Origin of the sequence: Prescottella equi (assembly GCF_002094305.1) — a bacterium.
Classification (GTDB): Bacteria; Actinomycetota; Actinomycetes; order Mycobacteriales; family Mycobacteriaceae; genus Prescottella; species Prescottella equi.
This window is the reverse complement of sequence record NZ_LWTX01000001.1, coordinates 345,340-360,695: the sequence shown is the minus strand read 5'-3', so window position 1 is coordinate 360,695 and position 15,356 is coordinate 345,340. Positions and strand designations below refer to the sequence as shown.

At 69.0% G+C, this 15,356-nt stretch carries 16 protein-coding genes; 4 read left to right on the top strand and 12 right to left on the bottom strand.

The genetic code is table 11. The features are described 5' to 3' along the window. Positions 1–43 precede the first annotated feature (43 nt). From smpB to prfB, 6 genes are all read right to left on the bottom strand, one after another. Positions 44–517: an SsrA-binding protein SmpB gene (gene smpB / locus A6I89_RS01735; protein WP_005518873.1), complete on the bottom strand. Its 474-nt coding sequence runs from the start codon at positions 515–517 to the stop codon at positions 44–46. A gap of 101 nt (positions 518–618) precedes the next feature. Next, positions 619–1,524, bottom strand: a complete 906-nt coding sequence (gene ftsX, locus A6I89_RS01730) for a permease-like cell division protein FtsX (protein ID WP_005518872.1) — start codon at positions 1,522–1,524, stop codon at positions 619–621. Positions 1,525–1,584: 60 nt separating this feature from the next. After that, the gene (gene ftsE, locus A6I89_RS01725; protein WP_005518870.1) at positions 1,585–2,274 is read right to left on the bottom strand and encodes a cell division ATP-binding protein FtsE; all 690 of its coding nucleotides are present in this window, start codon (positions 2,272–2,274) and stop codon (positions 1,585–1,587) included. A gap of 68 nt (positions 2,275–2,342) precedes the next feature. Then, entirely contained in the window at positions 2,343–2,831 is a 489-nt protein-coding gene (locus A6I89_RS01720) for an Rv3103c transmembrane domain-containing protein (RefSeq protein WP_013416681.1), read from the bottom strand. Then, complete coding sequence (locus A6I89_RS01715; RefSeq protein ID WP_005518867.1) at positions 2,828–3,733, bottom strand: mechanosensitive ion channel family protein; 906 nt, start codon at positions 3,731–3,733, stop codon at positions 2,828–2,830. Before A6I89_RS01715 ends, A6I89_RS01720 begins: the two co-directional genes overlap by 4 nt. A 5-nt stretch (positions 3,734–3,738) precedes the next feature. Beyond that, on the bottom strand, positions 3,739–4,842 hold the full coding sequence (gene prfB / locus A6I89_RS01710) for a peptide chain release factor 2 (protein WP_005518866.1): 1,104 nt from the start codon (positions 4,840–4,842) through the stop codon (positions 3,739–3,741). 118 nt (positions 4,843–4,960) lie between these two features. On the opposite strand from prfB, the gene hisN reads away from it, so the two are divergent. After that, the gene (gene hisN, locus A6I89_RS01705) at positions 4,961–5,731 is read left to right on the top strand and encodes a histidinol-phosphatase (RefSeq protein ID WP_013416682.1); all 771 of its coding nucleotides are present in this window, start codon (positions 4,961–4,963) and stop codon (positions 5,729–5,731) included. Between the two features lie 108 nt (positions 5,732–5,839). Further along, positions 5,840–6,166 (top strand): hypothetical protein, encoded by a 327-nt coding sequence (locus tag A6I89_RS01700; protein WP_022597043.1) that lies wholly within the window; start codon positions 5,840–5,842, stop codon positions 6,164–6,166. On the opposite strand, the gene A6I89_RS01695 is transcribed toward A6I89_RS01700, so the two are convergent. The 3 genes from A6I89_RS01695 to A6I89_RS01685 form a co-directional block, all read right to left on the bottom strand. Continuing rightward, positions 6,138–7,640, bottom strand: a complete 1,503-nt coding sequence (locus A6I89_RS01695) for a DUF4153 domain-containing protein (RefSeq protein ID WP_022597045.1) — start codon at positions 7,638–7,640, stop codon at positions 6,138–6,140. The two genes, A6I89_RS01700 and A6I89_RS01695, sit on opposite strands and share 29 nt — an antisense overlap. 89 nt (positions 7,641–7,729) lie before the next feature. Continuing rightward, positions 7,730–8,719 carry a HAMP domain-containing sensor histidine kinase gene (locus tag A6I89_RS01690; RefSeq protein ID WP_022597047.1) on the bottom strand — a complete coding sequence of 330 codons (990 nt, stop codon included), beginning with the start codon at positions 8,717–8,719 and terminating at the stop codon, positions 7,730–7,732. Next, a complete protein-coding gene (locus A6I89_RS01685) occupies positions 8,716–9,372 on the bottom strand; it encodes a response regulator transcription factor (protein ID WP_005518860.1) in 657 nt (218 codons plus the stop codon). The genes A6I89_RS01690 and A6I89_RS01685 overlap by 4 nt, the downstream gene beginning before the upstream one ends. 275 nt (positions 9,373–9,647) lie before the next feature. Here A6I89_RS01685 and A6I89_RS01680 point away from each other — a divergent pair, with 275 nt between their 5' ends. Both A6I89_RS01680 and A6I89_RS01675 read left to right on the top strand, forming a co-directional pair. Beyond that, the gene (locus A6I89_RS01680; RefSeq protein WP_022597051.1) at positions 9,648–11,060 is read left to right on the top strand and encodes an acyl-CoA dehydrogenase family protein; all 1,413 of its coding nucleotides are present in this window, start codon (positions 9,648–9,650) and stop codon (positions 11,058–11,060) included. 33 nt (positions 11,061–11,093) lie between these two features. Continuing rightward, positions 11,094–12,302 carry an acyl-CoA dehydrogenase family protein gene (locus A6I89_RS01675; protein WP_013416686.1) on the top strand — a complete coding sequence of 403 codons (1,209 nt, stop codon included), beginning with the start codon at positions 11,094–11,096 and terminating at the stop codon, positions 12,300–12,302. 381 nt (positions 12,303–12,683) lie between these two features. Here A6I89_RS01675 and A6I89_RS01670 read toward each other — a convergent pair whose 3' ends face one another. The 3 genes from A6I89_RS01670 to A6I89_RS01660 form a co-directional block, all read right to left on the bottom strand. Beyond that, positions 12,684–13,160, bottom strand: a complete 477-nt coding sequence (locus tag A6I89_RS01670) for an Rv2732c family membrane protein (RefSeq protein ID WP_005518848.1) — start codon at positions 13,158–13,160, stop codon at positions 12,684–12,686. Then, complete coding sequence (locus A6I89_RS01665) at positions 13,157–14,641, bottom strand: PepSY-associated TM helix domain-containing protein (protein WP_022597053.1); 1,485 nt, start codon at positions 14,639–14,641, stop codon at positions 13,157–13,159. The genes A6I89_RS01670 and A6I89_RS01665 overlap by 4 nt, the downstream gene beginning before the upstream one ends. Positions 14,642–14,794: 153 nt before the next feature. After that, positions 14,795–15,331, bottom strand: coding sequence for a hypothetical protein (locus A6I89_RS01660; RefSeq protein ID WP_013416688.1), 537 nt, complete (start codon positions 15,329–15,331; stop codon positions 14,795–14,797). Positions 15,332–15,356 lie beyond the last annotated feature (25 nt).

The window sequence follows — 15,356 nt, the reverse complement described above, 5'->3', positions numbered from 1 at the left end:
GGCGGCCACCGCTACCACCCCGAACGTTCGACCGGACAGACCGTCAGCGCATGCCCTTGACGCGGCGCCCGAGCTCTCGCGTGACCTCGCGCTCGGCGGTGCGTCGGGCCAGATCCTGACGCTTGTCGTAGTCCTGCTTGCCCTTCGCGAGGGCGAGCTCGACCTTGACCTTGCCGTCCGAGAAGTACATCGACAGCGGCACCAGCGTCTGGTTGCCCTCACGGGTCTTGCCGACGAGGTGCTCGATCTCGCGCTTGTGCAGCAACAGCTTGCGGGTACGGCGCGGCGCGTGGTTGGTCCAGGTGCCCCGCGCGTACTCGGGGATGTGCAGCCCCCGCAGCCACACCTCGCCGTCGTCGACGGTCGCGAACGCGTCCACGAGGGACGCCTTGCCCTCCCGCAGGCTCTTGACCTCGGTTCCGACGAGCGCCACACCGGCCTCGTAGGTGTCGATGATGGTGTAGTTGTGTCGCGCCTTGCGGTTGGTCGCGATGACCTTGCGGCCCTTCTCTTTCACGTGCGGGCCCTCACTGTCGTCGATCCGCTGTCAGTTGTGCTCTGACCTGTCATGGGTACGACTCCAGCATAGGAGGCCCGGCAAGCCGATTACCTATCGCGTCAGTCCCGGACGTACAGGCGGAGCGCGATGTATGCGGTGATCGCCGCCATGCCGGCTCCGACGATCACGATGAACGGCGAGACCAGCAGCACGTCGCTGTTGGAGATCCGCGCCACGATGTTCGCGTCGTAGATCTCGCCGAGGACGTCGTCGATGAACAGATTCTTGGCGGTGAACAGGCCCACGATCGCCAGCCCCGCACCGATGAGCGAGGCGACGACAGCCTCGAGCAGGAACGGCAACTGGGTGTACCAGCGGGTGGCGCCGACCAGGCGCATGATGCCGACCTCGGTGCGGCGGGTGAGCGCGGCCACCTGAACCATGTTGGCGATCAGGAAGATCGCGGCGATCGCCTGGACGATGGCGATCGCGAACGCCGCGTTGCGGATGCCCCCGAGGACGCTGAACAGCCGGTCGACGAGTTCGCGTTGGTTGAGGATGCTGTCGATGCCGGGCCGCACCGCGAACTCGGCGTTGATCGACGCGAACTGGTCCGGATCGCTCATCTTGACCTTGAACGAGGCCGGGAAGCTCTCGGCGCTGACCAGCGACGCCAGTTCCGGGTTGTCCTTGAACACGCGGTCGGTGGCGTCGGCGACGGCGTCGTCCTGGTTGAGGTACTGCACGGCGACCACGCCGGCGGTGTTCTCGAGGTCGTTGCGGATCCCGCGGCACAGGTCCTGCGCGCAATCCGGGTCCGACGCCGAGATGTCCTCGGTCAGGAACAGCTGCACCTCGACTCGGTCGAGGAAGATCTGCTGCGTCTTGTCGGCCATCTGCACGACGAGCAGGCCGCCGCCGAACAGGCCCAACGAGATCGCGGTCGTGAGAATCATCGCGACGGTCATCGAGATGTTGCGGCGCAGGCCGGTGAAGACCTCGCTGAAGATGAAGCTGGCACGCATCGGGGAGGGAGTCCTTACGTCGTCTGGTCGAACGGTTCGGCTGGGGTGTGCCGTCTGGCCCTAGCGGCCGACTGCGTACACGCCCCGCGCTTCGTCTCGGACCACGCGGCCCAGGTCGAGCTCGACGACGCGTCGGCGCATGGAGTCCACGATGTGGTGGTCGTGCGTGGCCATCAGCACCGTCGTGCCGGTGCGGTTGATCCGCTCGAGCAGCAGCATGATGTCGGCGCTGGTGTCCGGGTCCAGGTTGCCGGTGGGCTCGTCGGCGAGCAGCACCAGCGGACGGTTCACGAACGCCCGGGCGATCGCGACGCGCTGCTGCTCACCTCCGGACAGCTCGTTGGGTAGGCGGTCGGCCTTGCCGGACAGCCCCACCAGGTCGAGCACCTCGGGGACCGTCCGCTCGATGGTCGAACGCGACTTGCCGATCACCTCGAGCGCGAACGCGACGTTCTGCGACACCGTCTTGCTCGGCAGCAGGCGGAAGTCCTGGAACACGTAACCGACGCTCTGCCGCAGCTTCGGCACCTTGCGGCCCGACAGCTTGTTGACGTGGAAGTCCGCGACGTAGATGTCGCCGGAGGTGGGCGTCTCCTCCTTGAGCAACAGCTGCATGAACGTGCTCTTGCCGGATCCCGACGGCCCGATCAGGAACACGAACTCGCCCTTGTCGATCTCGACGTTCACCTTGTCCAGGGCGGGCCTGGTGGAGGCCTTGTAGAACTTGGAGACATCCTTGACGCTGATCACGGGAAGCCAGTCTAGCCGTTATCGAACGGTGACCTTGGGTAGCGACGCGCGGCGATCGACGACCGCGCTCAGCCCTGCGGTGTCGGGGCGGTGGTCGTCACCTCGTCGGATGTTCCCGACTCCGGTTCCTGCGACTGCTGCGGGACCTGGGGCTGCGTGGTGGTCGACTTCGTCGCCGACTCCGACGAGGGCGTGTTGCGGCCCTGGTTCGGTGTCGTGGTCGGGGTGCCGGACTGTTGCCCACTCCGACTCGTCTCCGACGAGGTGGACGACGACGTCGCCGGGTCCTCCGTCTCCGAGGTTCGGGTGGACGTCTCGGGTGAGGTCGATGCCCGTTCGGTCTCCCGCTGGGGAGCCGGCGCGGCGGGAGCCCCGTCGCTCACGGCGGGCGCCGGGTTGGACGTCGCGGTGTCGGCCGGGGGGTTGAGATCGGCGTTGAGCATCGCCAGACCCAGCCACAACAGACACAGCACGACGGTGGTGGTGCGCATCCGGCCGCCGAACACGCGACGCGGGATCCGCTTCCACAGCAGCGACATCTTCTCCTGGGGGCTCATTCGTCGTCACCTCCGCCCACGGGATCGGCTTCGAGTTCCGCCGCGACGGTGATTCCCGCCCGGCGCAGGGCCGTGACGACCCGAACGCGCAGCGCCCGACCCACCTGGAACTGCTTGCCCGGCAGGGTGCGGGCCACCATCCGGACACTGACCTGGTCGACCGCGAGGCTCTCGACACCCATCACGGACGGTGTGTCGAGCAGCAGTGGCCGCAGACTCTTGTCCTCGTACGCGTCCACACCGACGCGGTGCAGGATGTCGTTGACCCTGTTGATGTCGGCGCTGGCCGGGATGGGGACGTCCACGACTGCCCGTGCCCAGTCCTTCGACAGGTTCACGGCCTTGACGATCTGTCCGTTCGGAACCGTGATGACCTCGCCGTCCGCGTTCCGCATGCGGGTCACCCGTAGTGTCACGTCCTCGATCACACCCTCGGCGTCGGTGCCCGAACCGGTGATCGCGATCTGGACGGTGTCACCGAAGCCGTACTGCCTCTCGGTGATGATGAAGAACCCGGCGAGGATGTCCTGCACCACACGCTGCGCGCCGAAGCCGAGCGCGGCGCCCAGCACGGTGGCGGGTGCGACGAGGCTGCCGATCGGCAGCCCCAGCAGATTGAGCACCTTCATGGCGGTGATCACGTAGATGATCGTGATGACCACCCAGGTGATGACCTGTGCCACGGAGTGCCGGTGCTTGGTCGCCTCGGACCGCACCAGCGCATCGCCCTGCTGGTAGTTGTCGTCGATGCGCTGCGTGATCCGACCGCCCGCCCAGTTCACGAAGCGAGCGAGGATCACGGCACCGAGGACCGTCAGCGCAATCGGCAGTCCGGTGACTTTCAGCCAATCGAGGAGACGGTCGTACGGGGTGAACGTCAGGGCGAGGTGTGTGGTCTGCATTCGTCCTAGGCTTGGTTTTCGCTCATCCGCCAGCGGATGCCGGCCTCGATGAATCCGTCGATCTCACCGTCGAGGACGGCGGACGGGTTGTTGACTTCGTACTCGGTCCGCAGGTCCTTGACCATCTGGTACGGGTGCAGGACGTACGAACGCATCTGGTTGCCCCACGAGCTGCCGCCGTCGCCCTTGAGGGCGTCCATCTCGGCGCGCTCCTCCTGACGCTTGCGCTCGAGCAGCTTGGCCTGCAGAACCCGCATCGCGGACACCTTGTTCTGCAGCTGCGACTTCTCGTTCTGACAGGTGACGACGATGCCGGTGGGCACGTGCGTCAGTCGGACCGCCGAGTCGGTGGTGTTGACCGACTGGCCACCCGGACCGGAGGAGCGGTAGACGTCGACGCGGACGTCGTTCTCGTCGATGTCGATGTGGTCGGTGGTCTCCACCACGGGCAGCACCTCGACCTCGGCGAACGAGGTCTGGCGGCGGCCCTGGTTGTCGAACGGGCTGATCCGCACGAGACGGTGGGTGCCCATCTCGATCGACAGGGTGCCGTAGCTGTAGGGCGCCTTGACCGCGAAGGTGGCGCTCTTGATGCCGGCCTCTTCCGCGTAGGACGTGTCGTAGACCTCGACGCCGTAGCCGCGCTTCTCGGCCCAGCGGATGTACATGCGCATGAGCATCTCGGCCCAGTCCGCGGCATCGACGCCACCGGCGCCGGCGCGGATGTTGACGAGCGCGTCACGCTGGTCGTACTCGCCCGACAGCATCGTCTTGACTTCCATCGCCTCGATGTCCGTGCGCAGCTGCGCGCGCTCGGCGTGGGCGTCGGCGACCGCTTCGGGCCCCTCCTCCTCGGCGAGCTCGTAGAGCACCGCCATGTCGTCGAGGCGCGAGCGCAGTTCCTCCACGCGACGTAGTTCGGACTGCGCGTGCGAAAGCTGGCTGGTGACCTGCTGCGCGTGCTCCTGGTCGTTCCACAGCTCCGGATCGGACGCCTGGTGTTCGAGTTCGTCGATGCGGCGGCGCAGCTCCTCGACATCGAGAACCTTCTCGACCGTGGTCAGAGTGGTGTCGAGCTCGTTGAGGTCAGCGGAAACGTCAGGATGCACAGTTATCCAGGCTACCGGGTGAATCGCCGGGTCCGACGTTGCACCGGCCACACACCGGTCGGCGCCTCGCGATCGTCGTCGACCGAGGGCCTCTCCCCCGTGCAGTAGCGTCGGACCGGTGACCGACCTCGAACTCGCCCTGCGCCTCGCCGACGAAGCCGACACCATCACCCGCGCCCGCTTCGGCGCGCTGGATCTGCGAGTCGACTCCAAGCCCGACCTCACGCCGGTGTCCGACGCCGACCTCGCGGTCGAGCGCGCGCTGCGAGCCGTGCTTGCCCTCGAGCGTCCCGGCGACGACGTGCTCGGCGAGGAGTTCGGCGGCGACGCGAAGTTCGCGGGCCGGCAGTGGGTCATCGACCCGATCGACGGCACCAAGAACTTCGTCCGCGGCGTCCCGGTGTGGGCGAGCCTCATCGCGCTGCTAGAGGACGGCGTCCCCGTCGTCGGTGTCGTCAGCGCCCCCGCGCTCCGCCGCCGCTGGTGGGCGTCGGCCGGCGAGGGCGCGTGGGCGTCGTTCGACGGCGGCGATCCGCGCCGCCTGTCCGTGTCCGAGGTCGGCGACCTCGGGTCGTCGAGCCTGGCGTTCTCCTCGCTGTCCGGGTGGAAGGACCGCGGCATTCGCGACCAGTTCGTCGATCTCACCGACGACGTGTGGCGAATCCGCGGCTACGGCGACTTCTTCTCCTACTGTCTGCTCGCGGAGGGCACGCTCGAGATCGCCGCCGAACCCGAGGTGTCGCTGTGGGACCTGGCGCCGCTGGACCTGCTGGTCCGCGAGGCCGGTGGCCGCTTCACGAGCCTCGAGGGCTCCGACGGCCCGCACGGCGGCAGCGCGGTCGCCACCAACGGTCTGCTGCACGACGAGGTCCTCGCCCGCCTGCGCTGATTCGCAGAATCACCACCCCGCGTTTTGCGCACTTGTCGCTCGAATTCGGGGTCCGAAACCGCGATTAGTGCGCAAAACGCGAGTTCGAGAGGGATGGGAGTGACTGGAATGGACGCCGACGAGGTCGACTTCGCACACACCGATCAGGCGAGCCGCAAGCGTCGGGACAAGGCACTCGGTCTCGCGCGATTCGCTTGGGAACGCGGCATCACCGGCACCGAACTGCTCGACATGCCCGACGACCGTCTCCGCAAGCTCGCCCGGGCCGCCGGGGCCAACCCGCCCAGCACCCGCGAGACCTGGACGGTGGCCGCCCAGTTGATCGACGAGAAGGATCACTGGGCCGGCCAGCACCCCGACGACCCACGGGCGGCCCGCGACCACGCCGACGAGAAGATCATGTGGGTCAAGCCGCCGATCGTTCCGTGGAGTTGACCGCGCACGGCCCGAGCGGGCGAGCCTCGAGAATCTCGTGCGCCCGCGCCCGGGCGGCGTTGTAGTCGAACCCGGTTGCGCCGCCGACACCGATGCCGCCGAGGGCGCACGAGCGGGCCGGTTCGGGCAGTCGGTCCAGCGCGGGAACGGCGTCGACGGACAGCCCCTGCAGGTAGGCGAGGTCGATTCTCCCGGTCTCGGTGTAGCGGTGGACGTTCCGCTCGGCGATGTAGCCGTCCGGGTTGAGCACCGCGAACCCGAGCAGACCGACCGCGGCCGACGCCAGCACCGCCCGGGGCAGCCACCGACCCGACATCCGGATCCCCGCGACGAGAAGAAGCACGAACACCGCGCCCAGCCACAGCTCGGCCGCCATGACGCCGAGGCGCAGGCGGGTGAATCCGAACTCGTTCTCGTACAACGCCATCCGATGCACTGCCGATGCGACGACCACGAGGCTCAACGCGCACAGCGCACCCAGTAGGACGCGGCCGAGTGCGCGATCACGGCGCGCGGTCCGATCGATCTTCCGCACGACGACGGCGATCACGAGCAGCGTGAGCACGGTGACCGCGGCCAGTTGCCAGAATCCCTGCCGCGCGTAGTGGGAGTACGTGAGACCGGCGGTGCCCTGGACGTGGTCGTCGCCACCGAACAGCACCGGCACCTGCACCGCGACGAAGCCGGCGAACAGCAGGTCGAGCAGCACGAGCGGTGCCACCCACTCCCACGCGGCGATCGGCCTGCCGGGCGCCGGGGCGAGGGCGTCGAATCGCGGTGTGCGCCTGCGCAGGTACGTCGCCGCCAGTGCCACGCCCGCGACGAGTAGTCCGAGCAGTACGCGTCCGCCGGGGTTCGTCACGCGCACGTCGGGCAGGAGGTCGTCGAACAGTCGACCGAACTCCGGATCCGCGCTGACGAACAGCGCTCCGAACAGCGCCACCAACGCCGCGCTGAGCGCGGTCACCGCGGCGATCCTCCCGGGCTTGACGCGGCTTTCGGTCCCCCGCCGAGACCGACCGCGCTGCACCCAGCCGACCAGCCGCACCGGGGTGAACCAGAGCCCGAGAGCACCCAGCATCATGCCGGTCCACGTCCAGCCACCCACCAGAGCCAACGATCCGACCACCCAGCTCGCCACCACGCACAGCGCGACGAGCCAGTCGGCACCGCGGATCGCGGCCACCGCCAGCAGCGCCAACGCGCCCGCCACCGCGACCAGTTTGGCCGGGGTGGGGCGCGGGCGGACCGTCCCGAACGCCGTGGCCGCCACCGCAGCGCCGGTGAGCACATAGGCAACGCTCGCGGCCGGCGTCTGCACGGTCAGGGTCGCGACTGTCCCGGCCCCGAGCGCGGCGGCCATCGTCGCCCGGGGCGCCACCGATGTCCGGTCACGCCGCCAGACGTCGCGGTGCCAGTGCCACAGGTCGCCGTCGGGGACCGGGTGCGGCGGGGTCAGGGTCGGTGCGCTCATGGTGTCCTCCTCGTTCACGCCGGCCCCGCCGGGGCAGGCGTCATCGCGGGACGAGCGGAAGATGCTCGTCCCGAAGGGAATCGGTTCCCTTATGCCTGGGGCAATGCAACCCGGATGCAGCAGCCGGACGTCGTGTCGACCACCTCGATGCGCCCGTCGTGCAACTCCACCGCCCAGCGCGCGATCGCCAGGCCCAGCCCGGTGCCGCCGTCCTGGGCGCCGCCGCGGGCAAAGCGTTCGAAGACCCGGGAGCGGTCGGCGACGGCGATGCCCGGCCCGTCGTCGTGGATGTCCAGGAGTAGTTCGCCCGCATGAGGATCGGTGCGCACCCGAATCCGCACGGGTGAGTCCGGCGCCCCGTGACGCGCCGCGTTGTCGACCAGGTTGGTGATCACCTGGTGCAGGCGGGCGCTGTCGGCCACCGCCCGCAGGCCCACCGGCGCCACGTCGACGTCGACCCGCAGAGGTCGGGCGGGGCTCGACGCCTGCCGCACCACGTCGTCGAGGAACGGTGCGATCTCGAACGTCTCGCGGCGCAGCGGAACCGCGCCGCCCTCGAGCCTGGAGAGGTCCAGCAGGTCCGCGACCAGGCCGCCGAGACGTTCGGTCTGTGCCAGCGCCGACCGCATGGTCGCCGGGTCGGGCTCCTCGACGCCATCGACCACGTTCTCGAGCACCGCCTGCAGCGCCGCGATCGGGGTGCGCAACTCGTGCGAGACGTTGGCGATCAGTTCCCGGCGGTACCGGTCGTGGGCCTCGAGGTCCTCGGCCATCTGATTGAACGCGGTAGCGAGCTGGCCGATCTCGTCGCGCGACGTCGACCGCACCCGGCGCGAATAGTCACCGGTGGCCATGGCTTTCGCGGCGGCGGTCATCTCGCGCAGCGGGGAGGTCATCCCGTGCGCGAGGATCTGCGTCACCACGAGTGCCGCGATCAGCGCGGCCAGCAGCGCGTACCGGAACTGCCACTGCGTGGTGATCCAGAACGTCAGCGACGCGAGCAGCAGCGACGCGCCGACCAGCAGTCCGGTCTTCGCCTTGAACGAACGCAGCGGGTCGAGCGGGCGGGGCCAGTTCATCGCGGCACCTCCAACGCGTACCCGACGCCGTGGACGGTCCGGATCACGTCGCCACCGAGCTTGCGGCGCAACGCCTTCACATGGCTGTCGACGGTACGACTGCTCGCCCCGTCGCCCCACCCCCACACCTGCTCGAGCAGGATCTCCCGGGCGATGGCGGCGCGGGGACGCGACGCCAGGTGAGCGAGCAGATCGAACTCGGTCCGCGTCAGGTGCACCTCGATGCCCGCGGAGCGGACCAGCCGGGCGCTGAGATCGATCGACACGTCGCCGAGCACCAGCACGTCGGAATCGGTCGTTCGGTCGGCGCGGCGCAGCAGCGCCGAGATCCGCGCGACCAGCACCCGCATGCTGAACGGCTTGCCCAGGTAGTCGTCGGCGCCCACCCCGAGCCCGATCACCAGGTCCGTCTCGTCGGCGCGGGCGGTCAGCATCAGCACCGGCACCGCGCGGGACGCCTGGATGCGCCGGCACACCTCGAGCCCGTCGAAGCCCGGCAGCATGACGTCGAGCACGACGAGGTCGGGGCCGAACGCCTCGCACTCGGTCACCGCGCTCGGGCCGTCGAACGCGGTCCGCACGGCGTAGCCCTCCGCACGCAGCCGGGCAGCGATCGATTCGGAGATCGTGTGTTCGTCGTCGACGACGAGCACTCGGCGCTGGCTAGCCGGTTCGCGATTGGTCACGGGTTCGACTGTATTTCGCGGTTGTGGGGATGCCCGGGAGGAGTTGTGAAGGTTGTGTGCAGATTTCTCCGACCTCGTTTTGCGCACTTGTCGCGACCCAAGGCCCCCCGAATCGCGCGACAAGTGCGCAAAACGCGGGAGCGGGATGTCCGTATCGTGATGCTCGTCACTTTGCCGATTGACTCGACTTCGTTTCTTACTCCGGAGTAAGGTAAGGGCGTCCGAGACCGCACCCCCGAGAAATGGTCATCATGAGCAAGCAAGACGTTGTGAAGACGAACGGCGCCAAGCGTGAGCCCCGCGACACCTCGGCGGTCGGCCTGAACCCGGTCAAGCGGGACGCGATGGGCACCGCCATGCGCGTGCTGACCCGGATCACCGGGTCCGACCTGGCCGAGAAGTACAACCTGCGCCAGGTCATCGACCGCGTCACCTACGAGGGCACCAAGACCGGCTTCAAGACCCTCGGTGCCGCGACCCGCACGTTCAACCGGGTCTCCGGAAACGGCGCCCCCAAGCGCCTGCCCGACGGCGCCCCCAAGAACGCCGGCTACTTCGACCTCACGCCGGACGACGAGCAGAAGATGATCGTCGAGACGGTCCGCGAGTTCTCGGCCGAGATCCTCCGTCCGGCCGCGTACGACGCCGACGAGACCGCCGCCGCGCCCGCCGACCTGCTGAAGCGTTCCGCCGAGCTCGGCATCACGCTCATCAACATCCCCGAGGAATTCGAGGGTGTCGCGTCCGAGCGCGGCGCGGTCACCAATTCGCTGGTCGCCGAGGCCCTCGCGCACGGCGACATGGGTCTGGCGCTGCCGATCCTCGCGCCCAGCGGCGTGGCCGTCGCTCTCACACAGTGGGGCACGGACGCACAGCAGAAGACGTACCTGCCCGCGTTCGCCGGCGAGAACGTGCCCGCCGCAGCCGTCGTGGTGAGTGAGCCCCGCGCGCTGTTCGACCCGTTCGCGCTGCAGACCAAGGCCGTTCGCTCCCCCAGCGGTTACAAGCTCAACGGCGTCAAGAGCCTCGTCCCCGCCGCGGGCTCGGCCGAACTGTTCGTCGTCGCCGCCGAACTCGACGGCCGTCCGGCGTTCTTCATCGTCGAGTCCGACACCAAGGGCCTTGTCGTCGAGGCGGATCCGAGCATGGGTCTGCGCGCCGCCGGCCTCGGCCGTCTGGTCCTCACCGACGTCGCGGTGCCCGAGTCCGCAATCCTCGGCGACGGCGACGCCGACCAGCGTGCCCGCGAGTACGCCGACGCGGTCCGTCTCGCCCGCCTGGGTTGGGCGTCGCTCGCGGTCGGCACCAGCCAGGCCGTGCTCGACTACGTGATCCCCTACGCCAACGAGCGGGAGGCGTTCGGCGAGCCGATCAGCCACCGTCAGGCGGTGGCGTTCATGATCGCGAACATCGCGATCGAACTCGACAGCATGCGGCTGGTGACGCTGCGGGGCGCATCTCGCGCGGAGCAGGGCCTGTCGTTCGCGCGTGAGGCCGCGCTGGCCCGAAAGCTCGCCTCGGACAAGGGCATGCAGATCGGTCTGGACGGCGTCCAACTGCTCGGCGGCCACGGCTTCACCAAGGAGCACCCGGTGGAGCGCTGGTACCGCGACCTGCGAGCCATCGGCGTGGCCGAGGGCATCGTCCTCATCTGACGCCGACCCGACTCGTTTACAGGAGACCTTTCGATGATCAATCTCGAACTTCCCAAGAAGCTGAGGGCCTCGGCGAACCAGGCACATCAGGTCGCGGCGCAGATCCTCCGTCCCGTGTCCCGCAAGTACGACCTCGCCGAGCACGAGTACCCCAAGGAACTCGACACCATGGCGGCCATGGTCGAGGGCCTCAACGACTCCGGTCAGGGCGCGTCCGGCGCCGCGCTCGGCCGCGGCGACGAGCAGCCCAAGGCCGTGGGCAACACCAACGGCGGCAACATGGCGTCGCTGATGAACGTGATCGAAACCTGTTGGGGCGACGTGGGACTGACCCTGTCGATCCCATACCAGGGCCTCGGCAACTCGGCGATCGCCGCGGTCGCCACCGACGAGCAGCTCGAGCGCTTCGGCAAGGTGTGGGCGTCGATGGCCATCACCGAGCCCAGCTTCGGCTCCGACTCGGCGGCCGTCACCACCACCGCCGTGCTCGACGGCGACGAGTGGGTCCTCAACGGTGAGAAGATCTTCGTCACCGCCGGTGAGCGCTCGACGCACGTCGTGGTGTGGGCCACGGTCGACAAGACGAAGGGCCGCGCCGCGATCAAGTCGTTCGTCGTCCCGCGGGAGGCGCCGGGCCTGAGCGTGGCCCGCCTCGAGCACAAGCTCGGCATCAAAGCGTCGGATACCGCCGTACTGCTGCTCCAGGACTGCCGCATCCCCAAGGACAACCTCCTGGGCGATCCGGAAGTGAACGTCGAGAAGGGTTTCGCGGGCGTCATGCAGACGTTCGACAACACCCGTCCCATCGTCGCGGGCATGGCCATCGGCCTGGGCCGGGCCGCGCTCGAGGAGCTGCGCGGCATCCTGGAGGAGGCCGGCGTCGAGATCTCGTACGACACCCCGGCCTACAACCAGCACGCGGCTGCCGCCGAGTTCCTCGCGCTCGAGGCGGACTGGGAGGCGTCGTACCTGCTGGCACTGCGCGCGGCATGGATGGCCGACAACAAGAAGCCGAATTCGCTCGAGGCGTCGATGTCGAAGGCCAAGGCCGGACGCACCGGAACCGCGGTGTCGCTCAAGGCCGTCGAGCTGGCCGGCAGCTACGGCTACTCGCAGCGCCCGCTGCTGGAGAAGTGGGCCCGGGACAGCAAGATCCTGGACATCTTCGAGGGCACCCAGCAGATCCAGCAGCTCATCATCGCCCGGCGCCTGCTGGGCAAGAGTTCGGCCGAGCTGAAGTAGCAACGCCGATCGACCAATCGAGCCCCCGTCGCAGCAGCGGCGGGGGCTCGTTCAGTTCGGTTCGCGGGGCCCGAAACGCCGAAGCGCCTCCCGCGCATGGGTCGCGGGAGGCGCTTCGCATCGAGAGCTGAGGAGGTGTCTCTGCCCTCGGGTCCGTGGGTCGACGCGTGCTCACCGAGCAGAACACCCGAGTACGCCGACAATGTGGCACTGATCGAACTGCATGCGACGGTACACCCGACCAAACCGACCGGCCACCCTTTCGGGGAAAAGAGCCCAAACCAATCAATCTGCACTGCAGTACATTTGCCCTGCGTCTACAGACGCGAAGAAGAGCGCCCGCCGCAGATGCGACGGGCGCCCTCTCGAGTGTTCGGCGACTCAGCGCTGCATGAGGTTCGACCGCCCGGCTACCACCGGGATCCACAGCGCCGCTAAGAAGGCCATCGCCGCCCACTCGACGAGCAGGCCGTAGCCGAGGCTGCCCGTCTCGGCGCTGCGGACGCTGTGCTGCGACCAGTACGTCAGCAGTCCGAGCGCGGTGCCGACGGTGACCCCGGCCATCGCGACCCACGCGAACACCCAGCGCCGCGTCCACGCCGCGAGCGCTGACACCCCGATCCCGAACACCACCACGAACCACGTGAACAGCCGGGCCAGGGCAGCGACCTCGTCGTGCCCGCCGGCCAGGACCTGCCACGCGCGCAGCCCGTCGACCTGCGGAGCCGCGAGCGCGATCAGCAGGATCAGCACGGTCGCCGCGATGAACGGGCCCCGCCCGCGCGGGTCGACTTCACGCGCCACCTTGGCCTCGATCGACGCGAGTTCGCGTCGCAGCAGCGACAGGTCGTCACTCATTCGTTCGTGCCGCTCGATGCTCGTCTGCGCTGAAACACACCGACGACCATATCGACGGCAACGAACCCGAGCAGCGTCAGCCCCAGCAGCGGCACGAACCATCCGACCAGTACGGAACCGATCACAATCGCGCCGATCACGGCGGGATGCAGGCCCCGCAGTGCGCCGCGGGCCGGCGGCCGACCCCAGCGCTGCGTGCCGCGCGTGGGACGTCGCAGCCACCACATCCGGTAGCCGAGGACGATCACCGCGACCAGTGCGATCGCCAACGCCAGCAGAACGATCTGGTTCGACAACCCGAACAGGATGCCCATGTGCAGCGCGATGCCCCACGTGGTGAGCTTCGCCGCGAGCGGCCAGTCGGCGAACCGCGATTCGTCGGTGATCTGCCCGGTCGCGCCGTCCACCGCAACCGCATCCGTCGAGAACTGCCACGGCTGACGGGTCTGGGTCACCACGAAGGCGGTCTCGGGCGTCGCCGGGATCGACGCCTCCACCTCACCGGTCACGCCGGCGTTCGCGGCGACCGCGAGGACGTCGTCGATGCGTCCGACGTTGCCGTCCAGCACATCTGTGCCGGCCGGAGCAGAAGCATGCCCGCCGTGGCCCTCGTGCCCACCGGACGGAGCGGCGTCGGTGCCGGACAGCGTCTTCGCCACCGACGGCGTCGTCCAGCCCAGCGACGTCCGCAGGTCGGTGACGTTCTCGCCCGCGTACTTCGACCAGGTCAGGCCCGTCGCGGACAGGAACACGAGACCGATTGCGATCCACAGCCCGACGGCGCCGTGCCATCCGAGCGCCCGGTTGCGCCCGCGTGCACCCCGCTTGACGGTCCACAACCGGGGTGCGGCGGCCGCGCTGCGGACTCGGGCCGTTCGGTAACGACGCACCCACAGGTAGACGCCACCGAGCGCGATCACCCACAGCCAGGACGCCGCGAGTTCGCTGTAGAGCCGGCCGGGTTCACCGAGGTGAAGATGCCGGTGCAGCTGGGAGATCCACGTCCGCAGCGGCAGCGCGCTGCTGCTTCCGTAGACGACGAGTTCGCCGACCGGCCGCGCTGTCACAGGGTCGACGAACACCGACAGCCGCTCGGATTCACCGAGTGTCGGGTCGGTGAACAGCACCCGCGTGGTCTGCCCCTCCCCCGACGACGGCCGTACCGCCGACACGGTCAGGTCGGGGCGCTCGGCCTGCGCGGCCGCGACCTGCTCGCTCACCGGTGCGGCGGGCCCGGTCGACTCGACGTGCAGGTAGTCGCGGTAGACGAACTGCTCGAGGGTGGGTGCTATCGCGTACAGACCACCGCTGATCGCCGCGATGACAAGGAACGGCGCGACGAAGATGCCGGCGTAGAAGTGCAACCGCAGCACCAGTTTGCGGAGTGCGCCGGGCGGAGACGAATCATTTGACTCCGGGCGGGATTTCGGATCGTTCGGAACGTGCGCAGGGGTGGTCCCCACGCCTTCGGAAGCATGCATGACACAGGCTCTTTCCTGAAGTCTCGGATCGGCGCGCGAAACGAACGCGCGCCGCAAGGAATCCGCCGACGGGCCCCGGAACACGGGTCGTGTGGGGACATCGGCGGTGAAGACGACGGCAGATGCCGGGCACGCGAGCGCGTGACCGGTCGGCTACCGGGAAAGAGCGGGCGGGCCGCGGGTTCCGCCCGCGACGAGGGCGACGCGAGCGCCGGTCGGGTCGAGGCGACGGACGACCGTGGGTGTCCACCGGCGAATGTGGGGGACGGGGGGCGCGGACAGCACCGCGACGACGACCCGGAGCACCGATCCGAGGAGGCTCAGCAGCGACCGCTCGGCCGCCCGGATCAAGACGGCGCCGACGATGGTCGCCGCGGCGTGCGCACCCAGCATCTGCGGGGTGAGCTGCAGTCCGTGTGCGTGCTCGGACGCCAACGTGAGGGTGAAGTGGCCGATTCCCTGCCCCGCTGCCAGCATCAGCGCGAGAAGTACCAGCGGGCCACGCCGGGAGCGCAGCGACGCGACCGCGGCGCCGACGACGGCACTCGCCGCGACCAGCAGCACGATCGCCTCGTCTCCGGGGAACGCGGAGCCTCCGCCCAGTCCGTGTGCCGCGATACTGAGCGCCCCGGACAGCGCGCCGACGACCGTGCCGCGCAGTTGCGCGGCGGCGTCGGGTCCGGATTCCACTCCGCGAGACTAACTGCCGGCGTCC